Source organism: Arthrobacter sp. PAMC 25486, assembly GCF_000785535.1.
GTDB lineage: Bacteria > Actinomycetota > Actinomycetes > Actinomycetales > Micrococcaceae > Specibacter.
The window spans coordinates 1,328,697-1,350,665 of the sequence record NZ_CP007595.1 but is presented as its reverse complement, the minus strand read 5'-3'; the positions used below and the strand labels follow the sequence as shown (position 1 = coordinate 1,350,665).

Annotated in this window: 17 protein-coding genes, 2 tRNA genes and 1 pseudogene; 14 read left to right on the top strand and 6 right to left on the bottom strand. The window is 63.1% G+C overall.

Annotated elements, in window-relative coordinates:
- Window positions 1–88: 88 nt before the first annotated feature.
- The 4 genes and pseudogenes from art_RS06160 to art_RS06145 all read right to left on the bottom strand — a co-directional run bounded on the left by art_RS06160 (window position 89) and on the right by art_RS06145 (window position 4,202).
- Window positions 89–2,248, bottom strand: coding sequence for a hypothetical protein (locus art_RS06160; RefSeq protein WP_038463230.1), 2,160 nt, complete (start codon window positions 2,246–2,248; stop codon window positions 89–91).
- A gap of 231 nt (window positions 2,249–2,479) precedes the next feature.
- A pseudogene (locus art_RS06155) lies at window positions 2,480–2,929 on the bottom strand (serine hydrolase); the annotation flags it as partial.
- Window positions 2,930–3,360: 431 nt separating this feature from the next.
- Window positions 3,361–3,846: an SRPBCC domain-containing protein gene (locus art_RS06150; protein ID WP_038463223.1), complete on the bottom strand. Its 486-nt coding sequence runs from the start codon at window positions 3,844–3,846 to the stop codon at window positions 3,361–3,363.
- Entirely contained in the window at window positions 3,843–4,202 is a 360-nt protein-coding gene (locus tag art_RS06145) for a helix-turn-helix domain-containing protein (RefSeq protein ID WP_038468984.1), read from the bottom strand. The genes art_RS06150 and art_RS06145 overlap by 4 nt, the downstream gene beginning before the upstream one ends.
- A 169-nt stretch (window positions 4,203–4,371) precedes the next feature.
- Between art_RS06145 and gltX the strand changes: the two genes are divergently transcribed.
- From gltX to art_RS06100, 10 genes are all read left to right on the top strand, one after another.
- Window positions 4,372–5,871 (top strand): glutamate--tRNA ligase, encoded by a 1,500-nt coding sequence (gene gltX / locus art_RS06140; protein ID WP_038463220.1) that lies wholly within the window; start codon window positions 4,372–4,374, stop codon window positions 5,869–5,871.
- Window positions 5,872–5,876: 5 nt separating this feature from the next.
- On the top strand, window positions 5,877–6,665 hold the full coding sequence (locus art_RS06135; protein WP_052136063.1) for an HAD family hydrolase: 789 nt from the start codon (window positions 5,877–5,879) through the stop codon (window positions 6,663–6,665).
- A gap of 129 nt (window positions 6,666–6,794) precedes the next feature.
- A tRNA-Gln gene (locus art_RS06130) sits at window positions 6,795–6,866 on the top strand.
- 90 nt (window positions 6,867–6,956) lie between these two features.
- Window positions 6,957–7,029: transfer RNA gene (locus tag art_RS06125), tRNA-Glu, on the top strand.
- A gap of 190 nt (window positions 7,030–7,219) precedes the next feature.
- Window positions 7,220–7,684 (top strand): Ltp family lipoprotein, encoded by a 465-nt coding sequence (locus tag art_RS21555; RefSeq protein ID WP_038463217.1) that lies wholly within the window; start codon window positions 7,220–7,222, stop codon window positions 7,682–7,684.
- A gap of 1,081 nt (window positions 7,685–8,765) precedes the next feature.
- Window positions 8,766–9,011, top strand: a complete 246-nt coding sequence (locus art_RS06115) for a hypothetical protein (RefSeq protein WP_038463214.1) — start codon at window positions 8,766–8,768, stop codon at window positions 9,009–9,011.
- A gap of 74 nt (window positions 9,012–9,085) precedes the next feature.
- Entirely contained in the window at window positions 9,086–9,235 is a 150-nt protein-coding gene (locus tag art_RS22150; protein ID WP_157875175.1) for a hypothetical protein, read from the top strand.
- 75 nt (window positions 9,236–9,310) lie between these two features.
- Window positions 9,311–9,496 (top strand): CsbD family protein, encoded by a 186-nt coding sequence (locus art_RS06110; RefSeq protein WP_038463211.1) that lies wholly within the window; start codon window positions 9,311–9,313, stop codon window positions 9,494–9,496.
- A 341-nt stretch (window positions 9,497–9,837) separates the two neighbouring features.
- Window positions 9,838–11,634 carry a dynamin family protein gene (locus tag art_RS06105; RefSeq protein ID WP_082000135.1) on the top strand — a complete coding sequence of 599 codons (1,797 nt, stop codon included), beginning with the start codon at window positions 9,838–9,840 and terminating at the stop codon, window positions 11,632–11,634.
- A complete protein-coding gene (locus tag art_RS06100; RefSeq protein WP_038463207.1) occupies window positions 11,631–13,241 on the top strand; it encodes a GTPase in 1,611 nt (536 codons plus the stop codon). The genes art_RS06105 and art_RS06100 overlap by 4 nt, the downstream gene beginning before the upstream one ends.
- A 198-nt stretch (window positions 13,242–13,439) precedes the next feature.
- On the opposite strand, the gene art_RS06095 is transcribed toward art_RS06100, so the two are convergent.
- Window positions 13,440–13,979: a DUF1697 domain-containing protein gene (locus art_RS06095; RefSeq protein ID WP_038463204.1), complete on the bottom strand. Its 540-nt coding sequence runs from the start codon at window positions 13,977–13,979 to the stop codon at window positions 13,440–13,442.
- A gap of 61 nt (window positions 13,980–14,040) precedes the next feature.
- Here art_RS06095 and art_RS20895 point away from each other — a divergent pair, with 61 nt between their 5' ends.
- Window positions 14,041–15,351 carry a CAP domain-containing protein gene (locus art_RS20895; RefSeq protein WP_052136060.1) on the top strand — a complete coding sequence of 437 codons (1,311 nt, stop codon included), beginning with the start codon at window positions 14,041–14,043 and terminating at the stop codon, window positions 15,349–15,351.
- A 109-nt stretch (window positions 15,352–15,460) separates the two neighbouring features.
- Here the strand turns inward: art_RS20895 and art_RS06085 are convergent, their stop codons facing one another.
- A complete protein-coding gene (locus art_RS06085; RefSeq protein WP_038463201.1) occupies window positions 15,461–16,177 on the bottom strand; it encodes an IclR family transcriptional regulator in 717 nt (238 codons plus the stop codon).
- 204 nt (window positions 16,178–16,381) lie between these two features.
- Between art_RS06085 and leuC the strand changes: the two genes are divergently transcribed.
- The 3 genes from leuC to art_RS06070 all read left to right on the top strand — a co-directional run bounded on the left by leuC (window position 16,382) and on the right by art_RS06070 (window position 21,962).
- The gene (gene leuC, locus art_RS06080; RefSeq protein ID WP_038468974.1) at window positions 16,382–17,851 is read left to right on the top strand and encodes a 3-isopropylmalate dehydratase large subunit; all 1,470 of its coding nucleotides are present in this window, start codon (window positions 16,382–16,384) and stop codon (window positions 17,849–17,851) included.
- A gap of 10 nt (window positions 17,852–17,861) precedes the next feature.
- Window positions 17,862–18,461, top strand: coding sequence for a 3-isopropylmalate dehydratase small subunit (gene leuD / locus art_RS06075; protein ID WP_038463199.1), 600 nt, complete (start codon window positions 17,862–17,864; stop codon window positions 18,459–18,461).
- Between the two features lie 528 nt (window positions 18,462–18,989).
- Window positions 18,990–21,962, top strand: a complete 2,973-nt coding sequence (locus tag art_RS06070; RefSeq protein WP_157875174.1) for a CshA/CshB family fibrillar adhesin-related protein — start codon at window positions 18,990–18,992, stop codon at window positions 21,960–21,962.
- Window positions 21,963–21,969 lie beyond the last annotated feature (7 nt).

The following is a 21,969-nucleotide window of genomic DNA, read 5'->3' as shown; positions in this document are numbered from 1 at the left end:
CTGAAAAGTCGCCGCTGCTTCCCACAGTCCCGCTGGTGCGGGGCCGGTGGGCAGGAGCGGCGACTTTTTCAAGGCCGTCAGTTGCCTGTCATGCCTTGCGTGCTGCACCCCGGCGGCGGAGCATGACAGTCAGTGCGATCGCCACCAGGATCACGCCGAGGATTGCCAGGATGGGTGCCGGTGCAGCGGCGGCGCCGGCGGGGGTGACGGCTGAAACTCCGGAGTACAGTTCCGAGGTGCCGTCGGCCACTTGGCTGTTGCCCGCTGCCAGTGTTTGGGCTCCGTCAACCATGAGGCTGGCCCCCTGGGCAAGCTCGGAGGAGCCGGCGGCGAGTTTGGAGTTGCCATCCGCCAACGCCGTGTTGCCCGCGGCGAGTTTCTCAGCGCCTTCGGCCAGCGTCTTGCTGCCGGCCAGAAGGCCGGATCCGGCGCTTTCCGGGGTCCCCGCCACGCCCTCGCTGAGTGCCTGGGTGCCAACGGAGAGCTTCTGCGAACCCGACTCCAGATTGCCGGCAGCATAAAGCAGTCCGGGCCGCTCGGGATCTCCGGGGGTGCCATCCATGCCAAAGACCAATTGCTGGGTGCCGGCTGAGAGCTTTTGCGTGCCGGCGGACAACGTCTCGCTGCCGGTTGCAAGCGCGGCAGTGCCGTCAATGAGCCCGGGCTGCTCCGGCGTGCCTGTCAGGCCTGCCGCGATTTGTCCGGTGCCGTTGGACAGCTTGCCCGTGCCAACTGACAAGGCGGTTGAGCCGTCAGCCAGGGATTTCACGGCGTTGAGCAGGCCGGGCTGGGCGGGGTCGTCAGGCTGGCCGTTGACGCCCAGCATCAGTTTCTGTGTCCCTGCATGCAATGCCGTGGTGCCTTCGGCCAGCTGCTTGGTTCCATTGGAAACCTCCAGCGCACCATCGGAGAGCTGCTGGTTGCCGGCGACAAGTCCCGGCTGGGCGGGATCGTCGGGCACGCCGTTGAGCCCAGCTGACAGTAGTGCTGTGCCGCCGGCGAGCTGTTGGGCTCCCGCTGACAGTTGGCTGGCGCCGGCGACGAGGCCGGGGCTGGCGGGGTCCGTGCTGTTGAGTTTCGCACCCAACACGCCAAAGCCGCCCTGGAGCTGCCGGCTTCCGGCGGCGAGGGCAGCGCTGCCCTGGGCCGCCTGCTGGCCGCCCGCCTCCAACGCCGCCAGCTTGTCCAGCAGTGCGCCCACAGGCGTGGCCGGATTGGCCGTGGAATAGGCAAGCAGCTGTGAAAGTCCCTCATTCAGAGCAGCGACGCCCTCAGCAGGGGCGCCCGCAGTGGACCCCTGACCTGCCAATTGAGCTGCCCCTGCCGCCACTTGGTTCACGCCGTCGGCCAGGTTTTGCGGATCCGCACCGGAGGAAGTGGGTGTGAGCCCTGCAGAGAGCTGCTCGAGACCGGCTGCCACACCCTGCGCCCCTGCGCTAACTTGCTGCGCGCCGGTATCGGCTTGCGCGGCGCCGGCACCAAGTGCGGCTGCGCCGGTTGATGCGGCGGCTGCGCCGGCGCTCAATTGTTGCGCGCCGGCATTGAGTTTGCCGACTCCGGATGCCACATCGCCCGCACCCTTGTCCACCGCCCCGATGCCGGGAGCCAGCTGGTTCCTGACACCGTCGGCCAGGGTGGCAGCACCAGTCTCGAGCTGCTTGGAGCCGGCGAACAGTTCCTGGGCGCCGGTGTTGGCCGCGAATACGCCCGGGGCGAGCTGGTTTCTAACGGCGTCGGCGATGGCCGCTGCGCCGGCGCTCAGTGCGGTTCCTCCGGCTGCAAGCTGACCGGCGCCGTCATCCACCGAATAGACCCCGGGGGCCAACTTGGTGCGGACGTCTGCGGCAGTCTTGGCTGCTCCGGCGGACAAGGCGAGGGCGCCGTCGTTGGCGCTCACGAGCCCGGGAGCCAGCTTGTCCGCGATTCCCTGGTTGAGCGTCATTGCCCCGCCGGATAGTTTCGTGGCGCCTTCGCTGGCGGCCGTGGCTCCGTCCGCCGCTGTGGCTGCGCCCTTGGACAGTGCCGCGGCGCCTTCGTCCAAGTCGGTGGCTCCCTGGTGGAGTTTATTGGCGCCGGCGGCGGTGAGCTTGGTGCCATCGTTGAGCTGTGACGCCCCGGTGGCAATTTTAGTTGTTGTCAGGGCGAAGAACAGGATGAGCCCGAGCACCAGCAGGCCAAGAACGGCGTGGGCTATGTAGTGGTTTCTGGCGGACCTGTGCAAGGGCGGGCCTGTAGTGCTGCGGGGCATATGCAGTTCCTCACTAAAATTGGTAAGTGTGATGTAGCTAACAACTTAAGCTACTGACGAGTAACTTACATGAGCGTGTTGTGCTTAAGTCAACCGTTATGTAATTGTGACCAAAACCTGCCGTGCGTCCCGTGCCGTTTTTGCGACGATTCGACGTCCAGGTGAGGTTGCTGGCAGCTCTTTTGTTTCCCCTGCCGGGGTTCGAGCCGGCTCGTCAGGCACCCGCCGGGGTCACTCCTTCGGGTTGTCCTGCGGTGTCTTGGATTCCGTGCGAGCGCCGGTGGGGACGTCGCTGTTGACCAGAACCACCACCGTGGTGTCGGTTCCCGTGTCATAAAATACCGATGTGTTGTAGCCGGGAAGCTCGCCGGTGTGGCCAAACCAGCCGACGACGCAGCCGACTGCCACGCCGTACCCGGTCGGTTCCGGCATCGAGGTCAGCCGGTCAATCTGGTTTTCGGCTTTCAACAACCCCTGTCTGGTGCCGAGGGCCCGGCCATAGACCAGTAAGGCTTGGGCTGTCGACACCAGCTGCCCCGCGGGCCATCCCCAGGAAGGGGTCCAGTGGGTGGCGTTGATCTGCGTCAAGTCCTCGTCCGCCATGCCCTGAAGCGTGAAGCCCTGGGCATGCGGGCTTGGGTGCGGATCAGTCGTCCCCGGCATGGATGTGTGTCCGAGCTGGGCGGGTCCAGGATCTGCTGCGCCAGCAACTCATCGGGAGTTCAGGTCTTCTCCGGGGTGCCGAACGGCTGGTCCGAGAATGTGCTGTCAAGTGTGTAACTGGCAAGGCCGCTGGTCATGTCAGCCAGCATGCGCAGGGTGATGTTCCCGTCCTTGGGAACTTCCGGCTCGTACTTGCTGATGGGTCATCGAGCGTCAGTTTGCCCTTTCGGCGAGCTGCAGCAACAGTGTCCCCGTGACCGTTTTTGTCACTGAGCCAATGCGCTGGTAGACAGCAGCGGCCATGGGCTCATCCGGGGCGCACCACCACATGCAGTGAGGTCAAGCAGCAGCGCGGCGGCTGCACCTGCAAGCTTGGCGGTGGACATTGCGGGCACCTGATTTCGGATCAGCCCGCGATGGAACGGCGTGAATCCAGCTTTTTCGTTCCGCTATTCCGCCAGAATGGCGTCGATCTGGCCCATGGCCTCGCGCATGCCTTCTTCCATGCCCATGGCCACCATTTTTTCCATCTGTTCCGTGCTTTCGAACGTTGTGGTGATGGTCATGAGGGTGCGCCCGTCCACGTCTGCCAGGGAGACAGCCATGTGCGCGGTGCCGATGTCGGCCACGGGCTCGCCATTGTCGTCGGCAAAACCGTCGTCGAGCTCCAGTCGTGCAGGTGCCGCAATGGCGGTGAACTTCCACCAGCCGTGTCCCTTGCTGCCGTCAGGACCCGTCATGTAATAGGCAGCCTTTCCGCCGGGCTGGAAGTCGTAGGTTTCAAAGGTGGCCGGCCAGGTCGGCGGACCCCACCAGCGTTCCAGCTGACGCGGATCCTCCCAGGTCTGCCAGACGCGCTCGACGCCGGCCGTGAACTCCGCCGTGATGGCGAGGGTGAGCGCCTCGGGGGTTTTGATGGAACTGGTGACAGTCATGATGGTTCCTTTGTTTGTTTGCGTGGTTCTTCGGCCAGAATGTCCGTGATCCGTGCGGTGCGCTGCCGCCAGACCTCCTCATATTCATCGAGCAGCCGGCGGGCCAGTGCCAGGCCTTTCGGGTGTACCGTCACCAGCTGCTCACGTCCGCGCTTTTCCTTCGTGATGAGGGAGGCGCGTTCCAGTACGGCCACATGTTTTTGGACCGCGGCGAAACTCATGGCATAGAACGCGGCGAGGCTGGACACTGAAAGCGGCGAGCCGGAAACCCTTCGGACTATGTCGCGTCGGGTGGCATCCGAGAGGGCCTGGAACAGGCGGTCGGCGGCGTCTTCGCTGAGCTGATCTACAACCATTTGGTTGCAGAATACTCCCGTGAGAAAACTTTCGTCAAGGGTTTTGCCGGGTACGGCACCCAAGCCGGGCGGCGCCAGGGCACCCAAGGTGAGAAGGTCCGGCGTCGTACTCAAAACGGGGGAGCCAATGCGGGCAAGAATCCACAGGAAGGCTAAACTGGATTCCATCATGACTAACGCTGCCTTAATCCCCCTTGTCACCGCCGAAACTCCTGTCCGGGTGCGCTTTTGCCCGTCGCCCACGGGAACGCCCCACGTGGGCCTGATCCGCACCGCCCTGTTTAACTGGGCGTATGCGCGGCACACCGGCGGGAAGATGATTTTCCGCATTGAGGACACCGACGCCAAGCGCGACAGTGAGGAAAGCTACCTTCAGCTGCTTGACGGCCTGAAGTGGCTGGGCATCACCTGGGACGAGGGTGTCGAGGTGGGCGGCCCGCACGAGCCGTACCGCCAGTCGCAGCGCGGGGACATTTACACGGGCATCATCGAGAAGCTGGTCGCGGGCGGGCACGCATATGAGTCCTATTCCACACCCGAAGAGGTGGAAAATCGTCACAAGGCGGCCGGGCGAGACGTTAAACTTGGATACGACAACTTTGACCGTGACCTCACGCCCGAGCAGATTGCTGCTTTCAAGGCCGAGGGCCGCGCACCTGCGCTGCGACTGCGCATGCCGGATGCCGACATCACGTTCACCGATTTGGTCCGGGGCGAGATCACCTTTAAGGCAGGATCAGTCCCGGACTACGCCATTGTCCGCCCCAACGGTGCGCCGTTGTACACGCTGGTCAACCCCGTGGATGACGCCTTGATGGGCGTCACCCACGTGTTGCGCGGCGAAGATTTGCTCTCCTCCACACCCCGTCAGGTCGCCCTGTACCAGGCGCTGTACGCGGTGGGCGTGGCCGAGTACATGCCGCTGTTCGGCCATCTGCCCTACGTCATGGGTGCCGGGAACAAGAAGCTCTCCAAGCGTGATCCCGAGGCAAGCCTGTTCCTGCACCGCGACAACGGCTTCATCCCCGAGGGCCTGCTGAACTACTTGTCGCTGCTGGGCTGGTCGCTCTCCGCCGACGAGGATATCTTCACCGTGGCGCAGCTCGTGGAGCACTTCGATGTTCACGACGTCGTGGCCAATCCGGCCCGCTTCGACATTAAAAAGGCGGAGGCCATCAACGGCACCCATGTGCGCATGTTGGAAGCCACTGACTTCCGCAACCGCCTGGTTCCTTACATGCAGGCAGCCGGGCTGGTGGGCGCCGAGCTGAGCGAGCGCGAGAACGTCATCCTGGACGAGGCCGCCCCGCTGGTCCAGGAACGCATCACCCTGCTGGGCGAGGCGCCTGAGATGATCGCCTTCCTGTTCAAGAAGGACGACGGCGTTGACGTCGCCGAGGATGCACTCAAGGGCATGCCGGAGAACCTGACCGAGGTCCTGGATGCTGCGTTGGCCGCGCTGGAGCCCTTGGAATCCTGGGATGCGGAATCGATCCAGGCTGCACTGAAGTCCGCGCTCGTTGAAGGTCTGGGCATCAAGCCGCGCTTCGCGTTTGGTCCGGTCCGCACGGCCATGTCGGGCCGCAAGGTGTCACCGCCGCTCTTTGAGTCCATGGTGATCCTGGGCAAGGAATCCTCACTGACCCGCCTGCGCGCGTTCAGGGGCTAAGTTCCTTGACTGAATTTGCTTCGCAAAACACCCTTGAGTCCGCTGCTTTTGCAGGGCGGATCAAGGGTGTTTTGTTAGACATCGATGAGACTATTGTTGACCTGTACCGGGCTATGGCGGACGCCATGATCGTTGCGTCCTCCCATCTGCTGCCGTCGTACGGTGCCGCGGACTGGTCCCGGTTCGCTGCGCTGTACATGGCCGATGCCGAGGACTTTTACGACCGCTACGTGGCCGGCGAGTTCACCTTCCATGAGCAACGGGGTCTGCGGGCGCGGGCCGTCTTTGCCCGCCTAGGTGTGTCCGGGTTCGACGCCGCCACCGAGGCGCAGTGGATTGCCGACTTCGAGAAGGCCCAGCCGCTGTCCATCCACGCTTTTTCCGATGTCGGTCCGTTGCTGGACCGGTTGGACGCCTCCGGGATTGTTTTTGGCGCGGTCAGCAACAATGTCCACGACTACCAGCGGGCCAAGCTGGACCAGGCCGGGCTGTCCCGGATCGAGGTGCTGGTGGGGATCGACACCGTGGGTGTTGCGAAGCCCTCCCCGGAGATCTTCCTGGAGGGCTGCCGGCTCATTGGCACCCTGCCGTCGGAGACTTTGTATGTGGGGGACAACTTCATGGTCGACGGCGTTGGTTCCGTCAGTGCCGGCCTGCACGGTGTCTGGTTGAACCGGGATGGGAAGGAAGTGCCTGCATCTGATTCCGCTGCTGCCGCCCTGGTGGCTGAGGTTGCGTCGCTGGCTGAAATTCCCGTACTTTTGGGCTTGTCGGAGGCTGCGAGCCGGGTGTGATGCACGGCTCAGTGAAAACCCGCTTTTCCGTTTTGGACTTCAGCAAAGTGTCAGGTATAGTTTTATCCCGGCGCGAGAGCCGCTGAAGGGCCGGGGAAACCCGCGGAATTCAGGGCAACGCGCAGCCATTGGGATATGGTGTAATTGGCAACACATCGGTTTCTGGTACCGACATTCTAGGTTCGAGTCCTGGTATCCCAGCGCTTGCAAAAGCCGCCTTTCATTTGGCGAACGAGGCAAATATTGAGTATTATTCTTGATGTTCGTTGAGTAATAAATGAATGTAACTAGGGCCCCATCGTATAGCGGCCTAGTACGCTGCCCTCTCACGGCGGTAACGCGGGTTCGAATCCCGCTGGGGTCACAAGCAAGGCCGGAAACCTACGGGTTTCCGGCCTTTTGCGTTAACGACTCGCCTCCTTTGCCGAGATATGAGATCACGCCCTCCGCGGGTTAGCGGCAACATTCAGCGCCCAAAGGGCTCCCAAATCCTCCAATGTCGCACCCTGTTGCTACGCTGTCGAAGACCATCACAACCACCATTTGGGGGAACCTTGAAGAAACTATCAGCACTCGCACTCATCGCCGTACTGGGGCTTGGCCTAGCCTCTTGCTCTGATGCCGATGTGACACCCACAGGCGGAGCAGCCTCTTCGCCAGCAGCAGCCGATGCAGTTGCTGCTCCTGCCGAGGAAAAGCCCAAGGCGGAAGACGTGCCTAGCGATCACAAGTCAGCTTTGAAGAGTGCCGAGAACTACGACAAGATCATACCCATGAGCAAGGACGGCCTCTTTGCTCAGCTGTCAAGCGATGCTGGGGATAAGTTCTCTGAGGAGGCCGCACAGTACGCCGTTGACAACATCAAGGCCGACTGGAATGCGAACGCTCTCAAATCTGCGAAGAACTACCAGGACATGATGGCAATGTCTCCCGAAGGCATCCGGGAGCAGCTGACCAGTGAGCATGGCGACAAGTACACGGCCGAGCAGGCTGATTACGCCGTGGCGAACCTGCCGTAACCCCACCCCGCGAGCCCCGCCCGCAACGTTGTGGGCGGGGCTTTGTCCTGCTGTCACGTGGTGCTGTGCCATTCGGGCAGTGCAGCCTCGAGGGCTTCTAGCCGCCTGCGGGGGAGGCGGTCTTCTGCCCGAGCCTGGTGCTCAGTTTGGAGCCAGACGCCAAGGTTGCGTTCCTGCTCGGTCTTGCGGTGGCGGTACCGCGGCCAGTGCCCGTGCGTGGCGACATATTCCGCCGGCTGTGATAATCGTTCCCACCAGTGCTCGTCAGTCGCCCGCTGGCGCTGTGGCACATCCCAGCCGACTAATGACTCCCATGAGCGCTCTCTTAGGGACGGAGAGTGAGCCGTGGCGATGGTCCCTGCACTGGTCCGCCAGCCATGCTGCGAGTAGCCGCTCTGCCGGGGCACCGTCGCGCCGGGGGTGTCGGCCGTGCGCTCTGATGAAGTCCTGCAGCTCTACGTAGCGCCGCCGCCACGGTGTGCTCGGCCAGGCCAGGCCGGGCCGCGTGCCGCCCGACTGATCTCATGCACAGGCCGTAGTGCGCCGTCGTACTGCTCACGGACTTGCAGGTGCCGGTGCGCCGTCGACCGCGACCGCCCGGCCACCCCGCCATCTCGCGCTCGGTCATGCCGGCGGCATACGTGCGATCCCATGCGGGCTGTACCGACATGGACCAATCGGCAGGCATGGTCTCGGGATATGCGGCGCTGCCCCGTTTGTCAGCGCCAGCCCATATCGTGCACGGCATGGAAAGTATCGAAGAAGCAATGGTGGGAGGCACTCCGGCGTCGTTCATCCTGATGGCAGGACATGGCACGTGGGTGCCGAACCCGTGCGGTGGCTGGAACGGCTGCCCTGGTGGGAGTCACCACAGCGCGCACCAAGGGCGTCATGCTCGGGATCGATATTGAGGTGTGGCAGTACAGGGCGGGATCGGCTACAACTCTAGGACACTTCTTGTCACCTTTGAGCTGGTGCTTGGCCGGGCCAGTAAGTCTTCCGGCGAGAAGCGGGCCGCCCTACAATGAGGTCACCTAGTCTTGGACCCATCCCACTTTGGATACGAATCAGGTGACCCAGCATGGACGGAGCATCGAAACAGAGAATCTGGTGCGAAGTCTGCGACACAGACGAATACATCTTGATTGAGCACGCCCACAAACGAAGGCACCACAAGGCCAGCACCTGGGACGTTGAATACTCGTGTACGGAATGTGAGACCTTCTACGCGCACGACATCTTCTCGGAAACCCTGACAACTCCCATGGCATACGCCATCATTGCCATCGTCCAACGTTCAGGGCAAGGTGACGTCTTCGACCATTGAAATTATGCCGACCCATATGCGGCCCTGAGCCGGCCGCGGCAATCGTGTCAGTGCCCCAAGCTATGGTGATGAGCATGATCATCAAAGCAATGCTGCAGCCCATTGAGGGCGGCGAAGTTGAGGAAACCACTGTCGACTGCAAGGACTACACGGCAGGTTTCGAACAGCTGAAGCGGACAGTTCCTGCGGGCATACGGATACTGTCGGTACGTCCGGAACGGTAGGCATTCAGGAAACACACAGACTTGTTCCTTAGGCTCGAAAGCGTTCTAGTTGGATTCGAATTGAAGGAGGTCCCCATGGGACTCGGAGATAAGATCAGCAACAAAGCTCAGGAAGCAACCGGCAAAGCCAAGGAAGCCCTGGGCGACGTGACCAACAATGAGAAGCTCCAAGCCGAGGGCGTCGAAGATCAGGCCGCTGCGAAGGCCAAACAGGCCGGCGAGCATGTCAAGGACGCTGCCAAGGACGTATTCGGCAAGTAAGCACCACCAGACTTAAATAACAAGTAGGCTCCCACCCAGTGACTGGATGGGGGCCTACTTTTCTGGTTGTGCCACCGCTGGAGTTTTCGTCGAGATATGAGATCAGGCCCTGCTCACCCGGAGGCACAGGGCGTGATCTTACATCTCGGCAGGAACGGGGAGGCGTGGTGGCAGCCGACGAGGAGCTCGGCAGGGCGTGATCTTACATCTCGGCAGGCCCAACCAGCGCCGCCCTCGTTTCGACGCACCCGCACACTCCCAGACGCAGGCACTACAACTCCCACCACAACAATTTGGCACCAGCGCACCGGCAATAGCCCGAAACCCGCCCCGCAACTGGCATGATGAAACTTGTGAACCCCACCGATTCGAGTCAAACAGGCGTCAACGCCGCAGCGGCGCAGCAGGAAGCCGCCGTCGAGCTTCTTGAACAGGTCCGTGCAGAGCTCGCCGGGTTGGAACTTCCCCTTGAACTGCCCGCCGCGGACGAGGCCAGGCAAACAACGGCCAACGCCCTTGGCCAGCTGGATGATTACATCCTGCCGCGCTGGCGCAGCCTTGACGCCCCGCTGCTGGCCGTCGTCGGCGGTTCCACCGGCGCCGGCAAGTCAACGCTCGTCAACGCGCTCGTGGGCCACCCGGTCACACGGTCCGGCGCCATCCGGCCCACCACCCGCCAGCCCATCCTGCTCCACCACCCGCAGGACGCCGACTGGTTCGAATCAACCAGGGTGCTGCCCACTCTGAGCAGAGTCCAAGGCGAGCTCGTCAAGGACAACATTCCCGCGTCCAAAGCCGGAGTGGCCCCCGAGACCGGCGCCATCACGTCCCTCGTCCTCGTCGCCGACCCCGCCGTCCCGCAAGGCATCGCCATCCTCGACGCCCCGGACGTGGACTCCATCTCCGACGACAACCGCCAAATGGCCGGCCAGCTCCTCGCCGCCGCAGACCTCTGGCTGTTCGTCACCACGGCCAACCGCTACGCCGACGCCGTCCCGTGGAAGCTCCTCCTCGACGCCGCCTCGCGTGACATCACCGTCGCCGTCATCCTCGACCGCGTCCCCGCCGGCGCCGAGCAGGAAGTCGCCGCCGACCTCCACGCCATGCTCAACCGCGAAGGTCTCGCCAACGCGCAGCTCTTCGTCGTCCCAGAAGCCACTCTCAACGAGCTCGGCATGCTCCCGCCGGACACGGTCGCGTCCATCAACGAGTGGCTCGCCAACATCAGCGACGACGCCGCCGGCCGGGCCGAAATCGTCCGGCGCACCCTCAACGGCACCGTCCGCTCCCTCTCCGAGAGGCTCACTACACTGGCCCAGGCTGTCCAGGACCAGCACGACGCCGGAGAGCAGCTGGGCGATGACGTCCGGTCTGCCTTCGCGGACGCAGCGACGAAAATCAGCCAGGCCACCAGCGACGGCACCCTCCTGCGGGGCGAGGTTCTGGCCCGCTGGCAGGACTTCGTGGGAACGGGCGAATTCTTCCGAGCAGTGGAAAGCAACATCGGCCGGCTCCGCGACAGGATCGGCGCGTTCTTCAAGGGCCAGCCGCCGCCCGCCATCAAGGTTGAAACAGCCATTGAAACAGGGTTGCAGGCAGTCATCGTCGACCAGGCCGCCCGTGCAGCCGAAGACGCAGACCAGCGTTGGCGTGCGGATCCGGCCGGGCGCCAACTGCTCGGACTTGACGACCTCTCCGGCGTCACCGCCGATTTTCCGGCGGAGGTCGCCGCCGATATCAGGGCCTGGCAGGGCGAAGTGCTGGCACTCATCCGCACCGAAGGCGCCGCCAAACGCTCCCAGGCCCGCTGGCTCTCGTTCGGCGTGAACGGCCTCGGCGTGGCCCTCATGGTCGTCGTCTTTTCCTTCACCGGGGGACTGACGGGAGCCGAGGTCGGCATCGCAGGAGGCACCGCCGTCGTGGGCCAGAAACTGTTGGAGGCCATCTTCGGCGAGGATGCCGTGCGCCGCCTGGCCAAGGAAGCGAGGAACGCACTGGAGAAACGTTCCGCCAGCCTGCTGGAGGGCCAGCAACGGCGGTTCTTCGACCGGCTCGCCCCCGCACAGGCCGACGCCAAGCGCCTGGAGGCCCTCGCCGCCGACCTTGCCGAACTCGGCACGCAAGGGGGGACGGCATGAGCCGGCACCGCCAAACCCGCGCCGAATCCACGCTGGACCGCCAGCTTGCCGCGCTCAATGATGCCCGCGAATTGGGCGAAGGCCGCCTCGACGACGCCTCGCTCGCGGACGTTTACCGCGTCTTGGAGCGCGCCACCTCACGCCGCTCGCTGAGCGCGGACCACACCGTCGTGGGCTTCTTCGGCGCCACGGGCAGCGGTAAATCCTCGCTCTTCAACGCCGTGGCTGGCACCTTCGCGGCCAAGGTCGCCGTCCGCCGCCCCACCACCAGCGAGCCGCTGGCCATGATCTGGGGTCTGGAGGGCAGCGCGCCGCTCCTGGACTGGTTGGAGATCGCCGATCGCCGTGAGGGTGAGCCCGTTCCTGGCCTGATGGACGACGCCGGAGGGCTGGTTTTGCTTGACCTGCCGGATTTCGATTCGGTGCAGTTGGCCAACAGGGCGATTGTGGAACGGTTGGCCGGGCAGGTGGATGTTTTGGTGTGGGTCATGGATCCGCAAAAGTACGCCGACGCGGCCATCCACAACGACTTCATCAGGGCGTTTTCATCCCACGCGGATGTGACGCTCGTGGTGCTGAACCAGATCGACAAGCTGGACCCGGCAGAGGTCAAGCCGGTATTGGAATCGCTCTCGGCGATCCTGGACCGGGACGGCCTGTCGAACGTGAAAATCTCGGGCGTTTCGGCGACCACGGGACAGGGCGTGCCGGAGCTGCGCCAGCGGATTGCCGCCGTCGTGAAGGCCAAAGCGGCGAAGTCCGCACGGCTGGCGGCCGATGTTGCCGTGGCCGCGCAACGCCTCGCCGACGCATCGGGCGAAGGCGAAGCGGTGGGCGTGCATCAGCAGGACCGCAAGGCGCTGTCCGCCGGACTCACCGAAGCAACCCACATCGATTCAGTCGTGTCAGCCGTGAAAACGTCCTACCGGCTGGAGGCCACACGGCAGACGGGCTGGCCGGTGACTCGCTGGATGTCACGTTTCCGCAAGGATCCGCTGCGCCGCCTGAGCCTGCGCAGTGAAGGGACCTCCGAGGTTAACCGGACGTCGCTGCCGCCCGCGGGCGCCGCCGAACAGGCCCAGATTGACACATCCGTCCGCGACTTTGCCGATGCCGCCAGTGCCGGGGCATCGGGTCCGTGGCGTGCCTCGATCCGGTCCGCCGCGCGCAGCAACCGTGAACAGCTCCCGGACGCGCTCGACCAGGCCGTGGCCGGCACCGACTTGAAAGCCAATACGCGCGCCTGGTGGTGGCCCGTCTTCGCCGTCATCCAGTGGCTCGCGCTGTTGGTGGCCGTGGGCGGGCTCGTCTGGCTGGGCGTCCTTGCGGTGCTCGGCTACCTGCAGATGCCTGTCCCGGAAACGCCGCAGGTCGAGGGCTGGCCGGTGCCCACGCTGATGCTGCTTGGGGGAGCGGTGCTGGGCATATTCCTGGCCATCACCAGCAAGTTCCTCGCCCTGGCAGGTGCCAGTGGCCGCGCTGCACAAGCCCGACGGCGGTTGCGCGAGAATGTTGCTGCCACCGCGGAAGCACTTGTGGTTGACCCCACCGAAGCCGAAGTGGCCGTGTCGCGCGCCTTTGCGGAAGCCCTAAAAGCCGCCCGCTAACCCCGCCACCCTCCAAACGCCGCAGCACCTTCCGGGGTGTTTTTCTCGACCCCGCAGCACCTTCCGGGGTGTTTTGGTGAACGCTCCAGCACCCAGTACTGGAGCGTTCACCAAAACACCGCATAAATGAGCCCGCGTCTGAAAGCGGTGCGGCGGTTGGTCTCGACACGTTCGACCGGCGCAACGCGATTGGTGGGACTAGATGAAGGCTGCCAGGGCGTCGCGGCACTTGAGGAGCGTGCGCAGGTTGCGGGTTGTCGTCGTGCTTTTATAGCGGGGGCGTGCGGTGAGCTTGCTGAAGGGGCTGTCCAGTGTGCCGCCCGCCGCTGCCGGCCACGCGATCGCTTCGGGGCTGAGCCTGGCAAGTTCGACGCCGGGAATCTCACCTCCGTGCCTGGCCAGTTCGTCCAGGACCGCCGGATCGGAGGAGAGCGTGACGTAGCTGTGGGTGTTGGCGTCGTCGGCCGGCCAGGGGCACGCCTCGATGATGTGGTCCAGTTGGGCGGCGTCGGTAATGACCACCCAGGCGTCGTAGCCGAAGCGTTCGCGCAGCAGGGTCTCCACCATCGACTTGAGCTCGGGTGCTGTCCCGTCGTAGGCGCAAACCACGTTGCCAGAGGCCAGCAGCGTCTTGACGTAGCCCAGTGGCAGGGTGGCTAGGGCGGTGCGGAGGTTGGCCATTTTCAGATTGATGCCGCCTACGTTGATGCCGCGCAGGAACACCGCATAGTTGGTCATGGGAAAACAATACTCGTCGATAAGGTATACGTAACCATATTCCGCTTCTACAGGAGACTACATGCGCGCGTCGCTGTCGAAACGAGTTCTGCTTCTTCCCGTCATCATGGCACTGATGATTGGGTTCCTGGGCATGACGCCCGCTGTGGCTGCGGGGTCGTTGGTGGCGCCGGTGCCCGCGGTTTCCGGTATCGCTGTGGTGGGGAAGAAGCTGACGGCGGTGCCCGGTAAATGGACGTCGGGGACGGTGTTGAAGTATCAGTGGCAGCGCTCCGGTGTGGCGATTTCAGGGGCGACGGCGTCGTCGTTGACGTTGGGTTCGGCGGATTTGGGCAAGAAGATGTCGGTGCGGGTGACCGGCTCCAAGGCCGGGTACAAGTCAGTGGTGAAGGCCAGCAAAGCAACAGGGGCTGTGGCTGCGGGGTCGTTGGTGGCGCCGGTGCCCACGGTTTCCGGTATCGCTGTGGTGGGGAAGAAGTTATCGGCGACGCCCGGGACCTGGACGTCAGGGACGGTGTTGAAGTATCAGTGGCTGCGCTCCGGCGTGGTTGTCAAGGGCGCGACGGCGTCGTCGTTGACGTTGGGTTCGGCGGATATGGGCAAGCAGATGTCGGTGCGGGTGACCGGCTCCAAGGCCGGGTACAAGTCAGTGGCGAAGACCAGCAAGGTGACTGCTGCTGTTGCCGCGGGTGCGTTGGTGGCGCCGGTGCCCACGGTTTCCGGTTCTGCTGTGGTGGGGAAGAAATTATCGGCGACGCCCGGGACCTGGACGTCAGGAACGGTGTTGAAGTATCAGTGGCTGCGCTCCGGCGTGGTTGTCAAGGGTGCGACGGCGTCGTCGTTGACGTTGGGTTCTGCGGATCGTGGCAAAACCATGTCGGTGCGGGTGACCGGGTCCAAGGCCGGGTACAAATCGGTGGCGAAGACCAGTAAAGCAACGGCGGTGGTGGCTGCACCCCCAAGCAAGGTTCCCTCACTATCAGACCCGATGGTCGCGGAATCGTTCAAGCTGATCAATGATTACCGTGCGAAGAACAAGCTCAAAGCCTTGAAATGGAACCCGAACTTGGCTATCTGGTCGCAAAAATGGGCCGACCACCTCCTGGTCGATTGTTCCTCCCCGAGCTGGGCCGGAAACTGGCACAACCAGACGTTCTACAACAACTACCCGGCAGGATGGACTGGGGCCGGGGAAAATGTTGCCCTCAACACCAGTGTCAAGACCATGTTTGATTCATGGGTCAACTCGTCCGGGCATAAGGCGAATATGCTCAACCCCAACTTCACGGATTTTGGGTTTGGCTACGCGTCCTACACCAAAGGGTCATATGCGGGTCTGTCCATGGGCGTGCAGAACTTCGCACGCTACTAAGGACCAACCCGGCCCACAATAAATCGGTGCCGCAGTTGCTGCATGCGAATCAATCAGATTAGGTTGATCGAGATGCAACAACTGCGACACAGATCCAAGGAGGGGAGGGCTAGGAGCTCTTGCGCAGCGCCTCGGTCAAGATGCGGGAAGCGTTGCACACGATCTCGGCGTGCAGGCGTCCGGGCTGGCGGGTCAGGCGCTCGATGGGTCCGGAAATGGACACCGCCGCGATGACCCGGCCGGAGGGGCCGCGCACCGGAGCGGAGACCGAGGCGACCCCGGGCTCACGTTCGCCGAGGGACTGACCCCAGCCACGCCGTCGAACACCAGCAAGAACGGTGGGTGTGAAGCGTGCGTTGTGCAGGCCCTCCAAAAGCCGCTCGTGATCTTCCCATGCCAGCAGGACCTGTGCGGCGGAGCCGGCCTTCATGGTCAGCTGCGTGCCGACGGGAATGGTGTCGCGCAGGCCGATCGGGCGCTCGGCGGAGGCGACGCAAACACGTGAATCGCCTTGGCGGCGGAAAATTTGTGCACTCTCGCCCGTGGAGTCGCGCAATTGCAGCAAAACAGGTCCCGCGGCGGCAATCAGCCTGTCTTCGCCGGCGGCCGAGGCCAGTTCGACGAGTCTGGTGCCGAGCACAAAACGGCCCTGCATGTCGCGGCTAACCAACCGGTGATGTACCAGGGCTAGTGCCAACCTGTGCACGGTGGGCCGGGCCAAACCGGTTGCTGCAACAAGCTGAGCCAGGGTGGTGGGGCCGGCTTCCAGTGCATCAAGCACAAGAGCCGCTTTATCAATGACGCCAACGCCACTAGAGTTGTCCATGTAATGATATTGCCGTCTCAGCATGTGAGATGCAAATCGGCTGGCTGGCTTCCGCGCTGAACGGGCTGGGACAGTAGGACCATACAAACGAACGAACCCGTCGGGCGGACCCTTCCAATTCTATGTGAAGAGCGCCACGGCAAAGAGGGTTCACCTATGAAGGGAGCTGCTGTGAGCGAGTCATCCACACCCGACGCAGTAGCGGTGGCACCGTCTGCCCCGCGCAAAGAAGCGAAGACGCTGGCTGAAAAAGTATGGCGTGACCACGTCGTCCGCCAGGGCGAAGGCGTGGGCGACGCCGCCCAGCCCGACCTTCTCTACATCGACCTTCACCTGATCCACGAAGTCACCTCACCGCAGGCCTTCGAGGGCCTGCGCCTGGCTGGCCGCCCGCTGCGCCGCCCAGATCTGACGATCGCCACGGAGGACCACAACACCCCCACGCTGGCCATCGACAAGCCGATCGCCGATCTCACCAGCCGCACCCAGATCCAGACGCTGCGTAACAACTGCGCCGAGTTTGGCGTGCGCCTGCACTCGCTGGGCGACGCCGAGCAGGGTATCGTCCACGTGGTGGGCCCGCAGCTGGGCCTGACCCAGCCGGGCATGACGGTTGTGTGCGGCGATTCCCACACCTCAACCCACGGCGCCGTCGGTGCCCTCGCATTCGGCATCGGCACCTCCGAGGTGGAGCACGTCATGGCCACCCAGACGCTGCCGTTGAAGCCGTTCAAGACCATGGCCATCAACGTCGAAGGCACGCTGCGCCCGGGCGTTACGTCCAAGGACATCATCCTGGCCATCATCGCCAAGATTGGCACCGGCGGCGGGCAGGGCTACGTCCTGGAATACCGCGGCTCGGCCATCAGGGCCCTGTCCATGGATGCCCGCATGACCGTGTGCAACATGTCCATCGAGGCCGGCGCCCGTGCAGGCATGATCGCCCCCGATGAGATCACCTTCGAGTACCTCAAGGGCCGCGCCCATGCTCCGGAAGGCGCAGACTGGGACGGCGCCGTTGAGTACTGGAAGTCCCTCACAACAGAGGACGACGCCGAATTCGACGCCGAGGTCTTCCTTGACGCCAACACGTTGGAACCGTTCGTCACCTGGGGCACCAACCCGGGCCAGGGCGTGTCCCTGAGCGACACCGTGCCGTTCCCCGAAGACTTTGGCGATGAAAACGCCAAGGCTGCAGCCGAGCGCGCACTGACCTACATGGATCTGGAAGCCGGCACCCCCATGAAGGACATCCGTGTCGACACGGTGTTCCTGGGTTCCTGCACCAACTCCCGCATCGAGGACCTGCGCGCCGCAGCGGACATCATCCGCGGCCGCGAAAAGGACCCGAACATCCGCATGCTGGTCGTCCCCGGCTCAGCGCGCGTCCGCCTGGAAGCCGAGGCCGAGGGCCTGGACAAGGTGTTCCTGGACTTCGGTGCAGAGTGGCGCTTCGCCGGCTGCTCCATGTGCCTGGGTATGAACCCGGACCAGCTGGAACCGGGCGAGCGCTGCGCATCCACCTCCAACCGCAACTTCGAGGGCCGCCAGGGCAAGGGTGGACGCACGCACCTCGTCTCTCCTGTTGTGGCAGCCGCGACCGCCATCCGCGGAACTCTCAGTTCGCCGTCGGACCTCGAAACCGCCGGCGCCGCAGCCAGCAACGTAGCGTAAGGAGCTCACCATGGAAAAGTTTTCCACCCACACCGGCATTGGTGTCCCGCTGCGCCAGAGCAACGTTGACACGGACCAGATCATCCCCGCCGTCTACCTCAAGCGGATCACGCGCACCGGCTTTGAGGACGCGCTGTTCTCGAGCTGGCGCAAGGACCCGGAATTCATCCTGAACCAGGAGCCGTACACGGCCGGTTCGGTGCTGGTTGCCGGCGCCGATTTCGGCACGGGCTCCTCGCGCGAACACGCCGTCTGGGCGCTGAAGGACTACGGATTCAAGGCCGTCCTCTCCAGCCGGTTCGCCGACATCTTCCGCGGCAACTCAGGCAAGCAGGGACTTATCGCCGCCGAGCTGGCGCAGGACGACATTGAGCTGATCTGGAAGGTCCTGGAAAATGCTCCGGGCACCGACGTCACGGTCGACCTGGTCGCGAAAATGGTCACGGCCGGCACCGTCGTCGCCCCTTTCCAAATCGATGACTACACCCGCTGGCGCCTGCTCGAGGGCCTGGACGACATCGGCCTGACGCTGCGCAACGAACCGGACATCACCGCGTTCGAGGCCACCCGCCCGTCGATCAAACCCACCACGCTGCCGGTGAAGGTCTAACTATTCGCCGCATCGCTGAGCCGGTCCATCCCTTCGGGGGTGGGCCGGCTTTTGCGTGTCCGCACCTATCGCCTGCGCTGTTAATGTACGACGGCGGGACCCCGCCTCCCAGCGCCGCCCCGCCTTGGGCGGCCCCTCGCCTTCCGCTGGCGCGTCGTTGCCATATTCAGTTGGATGCTGATCCGTGCTCGACGCATTTCTGACACCGACCCCACTCCCTATCCCGGCTTCCCAGGCTCTGAAAAGGTATTGGTGGAGCCATGGCCAACCGTGCAATGCCCGGCGGAGGCCAGTCGTCTGCTGCATGGCTCACCGTGTGAGTACGAACGCAGTCAGAAATGAGCATATGGCCATTTTTGCCTGCGTTGCCATGACTATACTTATGGCTAGTTGCCCATAGTCCTTTTGGCTAGTCTTCATGGGCGGATTTCATTACATACAACCCGCAACACTGGTCGGCTGGATTTCTGGGGAACAGACTCTCAACGCTTGCACCGTGTCACCGCACCATAGAAACAGGCTTCACGCATGCATTACAAAGAACCGTCCTGGGGGAAGGTTCGCAGTCACGTACTGCACAAGAATTCCCTTGCTAGAAAATTTCTCTTTGCGCTCTGTATGGCAGCAGCCCTGATGATCGCGATTCCGCCATTGGCCCTCACAAGTGCCGCACCCGCACAGGCAGCATTTGCGCCCGGTGGAAGCGGCCTCTACAAGGGCGCCATCGACTGGATCACATGGGGGACGGACGGCGCCGGTGTCGTGAACAAGCAAAGGGCAAGCAGTACCCGCATTATTGACGGCCAGCGCCTGACGACCACGTGCGAGATTGACAAGATTAGCAAGCCTATCTTGGCGTACCGTTCCGGATCCTGGAAAGGTGACTCCCTTGATAACTTGTACAACACGGGGGGATCAGGCGACAAGAACCAGATGGTCTACGCGCTGAGGAACGCTCAGGATGGTGCTCTGGTCAGCTTTGAAGTCACATGTTCAGCGTCCCTGCAAATTGGCGAGCTCATGCCGGTTGCCGTTCCGCTTGGCGGACTAGTTGTTGCAGACGCGGAATCAAGTGGGGACAAAGAATATATCCAAGCCACACCAATACCAGCCAATGCACCATCGACGTGGCGCATCATCGAACGTCTCCGGGCCCCTGGCTGCTCCACGGCCCTGATCGCAAAGCGCACGGGCTCGACACTTGAAATGCGTCCGAAGGGAAACGAGTGCTCACCCAGCCCTGAGAATGTCGGCGGTCCGATGGCTATCGGCTATTTGGACGGCGCCACGAGTGCCAAGATCACGATGAAGGGGGGCGGTAATAGTGCGGTGGCTCTGGGGACGGTGTTGGAGTCTGACTTTGGTGACGCACCCGAGAGCTATGGCTCGGCCGGGGCCTTGTTCGCACGTGACTGGACTGGAGGAGATAATCTCCCGGAGGGCATCACCGGAACGAACGTGTCCGACAACACGTTTGTTCTGGGCACGCCAAAACAGCCACGAACCAGACTGGGTGCGCTCACCGACTCGGACATTGATCACCAACCCAGTATCAGTGCTGATGCTGATGACCGCTCTGGCGTTGATGATGAGGACGCCATTGCCCCGTTGGGCAGGGTCTCGGTTGTCCCGAGGCAAAACTACACGCTGGACACTGTTGCTTGCACCGGACCGGGCTATGTCGCTGGCTGGATCGACTGGAACGTCAACGGCAAATTTGACGCCAATGAGCGCTCGGCTCCCGTCCAATGCACAGGAGCCTCCGTCACCCTTTCATGGACCGTGCCGGCGGACGTCAAGACCACTCCGGGCCAGGACAAAAGCTTCCTACGCCTGCGGATCGCCGCCAATCAGGCCGGGGTGGACTCGCCCACTGGCATGACGACAACGGGCGAAGTTGAAGATCATCCGTTGCAGATCAGCACGCCAACGCTGACCATCCAAAAAAGTGTTTCCACCCGTGTTGCAGCCGCTGACCAGTTCACCTTGACCCTGCTGAGCAGCGGACAGTCCGTGGGAACAGCAACGACCAGCGGCGCTGAAGTAGGCGTTCAAGTGGCGGCAGTCGGACCAATGACAGTGGCTCCTGGTCAGGTGTACTTCTTCAGCGAGGCGATGGCAGCGGGTTCAGCGTCTGTCATGGGTGAATATGTCAGTAGCTATCAATGCACAGCCAGCTATCCCAATGGCAGCCAACAGGCCCTTGGAGCCTTGACGCAAGGCACAGCGGGCAGCGTCACCATTCCGGCCATCGTGGCTGGACAAGGCACGCCCGCCATCAACTGCATTTTCAGCAATGATCCGGCTGCGGCCAGCCTCGTCGTCGAGAAGCAGTGGATCGTCAATGGCACCGAATACCAACACGGTGAACAACCGAAGGGCCTCGAAGCCCAACTCACGCTGGCACACAATGGTCCGGCGGCGAGCCATGAATGGGGCAAGGAAAAAGTGGGCCATGCGGCTGGCCAGGTAATTGACATTGCCGAAACCATGACGATTGCCTCGTCGATGCCAGGATGCACCGTGGACAGTCAGACATTGATGCCCGCAGGCGGTGTCGAATCGAGCCTGCCCGGCAGCATGGTGCTCAAAGCAGGCCAGAACATTGCCACTGTCACTAACACGATTCAATGCTCCACGGAGCTGACGCTGGCCAAAAATGTTCACGGCGGCGCCGCATCCGCGTCAGATTGGATGCTGACAGCCATTGCGGATTCCGGCGACGGGATATTTTCGGGGACCACCGGTGTCAAGCACAACGTTACCGCCGGAGTTAAACTCCATCTGGCAGAGTCTGGCGGGTCTCCGCTGTACGTTCAGGATGATTCCCGTTCACCGGAGGACAGACTTGTTTCCACACGCTCTACCGGATCTTGGAGCTGCGTAGCCATGGACGGCGAGGGGAACCCGGTCACAGGCGTAGTCGGTGCACGCGAAGGGATCAATGGCACGCTGATCCCGCCTCTCGGCTCCAAAATCACCTGTACCGCAACGAACCGTACCGCGCAGCTGTCCATCCTGAAATTCGTCGAAAACACGAACGGCACCGGCACCGGCGTCCCCGAGGACTGGAACCTGACCGCCACACCGCACGACGGCGTTCCCGGCCTTAGCGTTGGAACTGTGGAGGGTTCCAGCGCGGTTACCGAGCGCAACACCATCCAAGTGCGCCCCGGCCATAGCTACGAACTGAGTGAAAGTGGCACGGTTGGCGGGTACACCCAGCTGGCACTGCAGCGCTTTACCGGAAGTGACCCTGCGGTTGAAAGCCAGTTGGCTGATCCCGCGAACTGGGAAGACTCGAAAGCTGCTGTGTCCGTTGCCGCTGACGGCAGTGAGGTCTACCGGTTCGTGAACCGCGACGCTGTCCGTTATGAATTGCCGCTGACCGGTGGATCCGGATCATGGCCTTATCTGGCCGGTGGCGGGATCATCATCGCCGTGGCCGTGGGCGGGGCCACGCTGGCAGTTCGCCGCCGTCGGACACCCGGCAACGACTAACCAAATC